The organism is Streptomyces anulatus (assembly GCF_000721175.1).
GTDB lineage: Bacteria > Actinomycetota > Actinomycetes > Streptomycetales > Streptomycetaceae > Streptomyces > Streptomyces anulatus_C.
The window spans coordinates 1-935 of the sequence record NZ_JOEZ01000106.1 but is presented as its reverse complement, the minus strand read 5'-3'; the positions used below and the strand labels follow the sequence as shown (position 1 = coordinate 935).

1 protein-coding gene is annotated in these 935 nt (G+C 69.9%); it reads right to left on the bottom strand.

The genetic code is table 11. The annotated features are described in order from the left end of the window. The coding region (locus IG90_RS40395) for an AMP-binding protein (RefSeq protein ID WP_033895102.1) at positions 1 to 935 on the bottom strand (935 nt) is incomplete at both ends.

Here is a 935-nt window from a genome sequence, read left to right as displayed (position 1 = left end):
TCCCCCTCGGCGTTGGCACGCACGAGGTCACCGGTGCGGTACATGCGCCCGCCGGGCTCGGGACCGTAAGGGTCGGCGACGAAACGCTCGGCCGTCATACCGGGCTTGTTCAGATAACCACGGGCCAGACCGGCCCCCGCGACGTACAGCTCGCCCGTCACCTGCGGCGGGACCGGCCGCAGGTGTGCGTCCAGGACGTAGACGCGGGTGTCGGCCATCGGACGGCCGATCGGCACCGTCGCACCGCCGGTGTAGGGCCGCGGCACGGGGTGGTGGGTGGCGAACGTGGTCGTCTCCGTCGGCCCGTACCCGTCCACGACCGTCAGCCCGGGGCAGGCCTCGTGCAGGCGCTGCACCGTGGCCCCGGAAACAGCCTCGCCGCCCGTCCACACTTCCCGCACACCCGACAGAGCGTCCACAGCGTGCTCGGCGACCACGTTCAGCAGGGAACTGGTCAACCACAGGGCGGTGATGCTTTGGGTGGTGATGGTGTGGTGCAGGGCAGCGACGTCCAGGTCCCCGGCCAGGGCCACGACGACGGTCCCGCCGCTCAGCAGCGGCACCCACAGCTCGTAGGTGGAGGCGTCGAACGCGGCCGGCGAGTGCAGCAACACCCGCTGGTGCACCGAGCGGTCAAAACGCGGGTCCAGAGCCAGAGCGGCGACATTGCGATGCGTCACCACGATCCCCTTGGGCACACCCGTCGAACCCGAGGTGTACATCACATACGCAGCATCCCCCGACCGCACACCCACCCCAGGCGCTTCGCGCTGCTCCTCTCCCTCAGGTGTGGAGTCGATGACGAACACGTCTGCCGCATCCGCCGGGAGTTGCGGCTGAGACGCGTCGTCCGTCACCACCAGCGTGGCGCCTGTGTCGGCCAGGACATGGCGGATGCGGTCGGCCGGATAGCGGGCGTCGAGAGGTACGTAGAC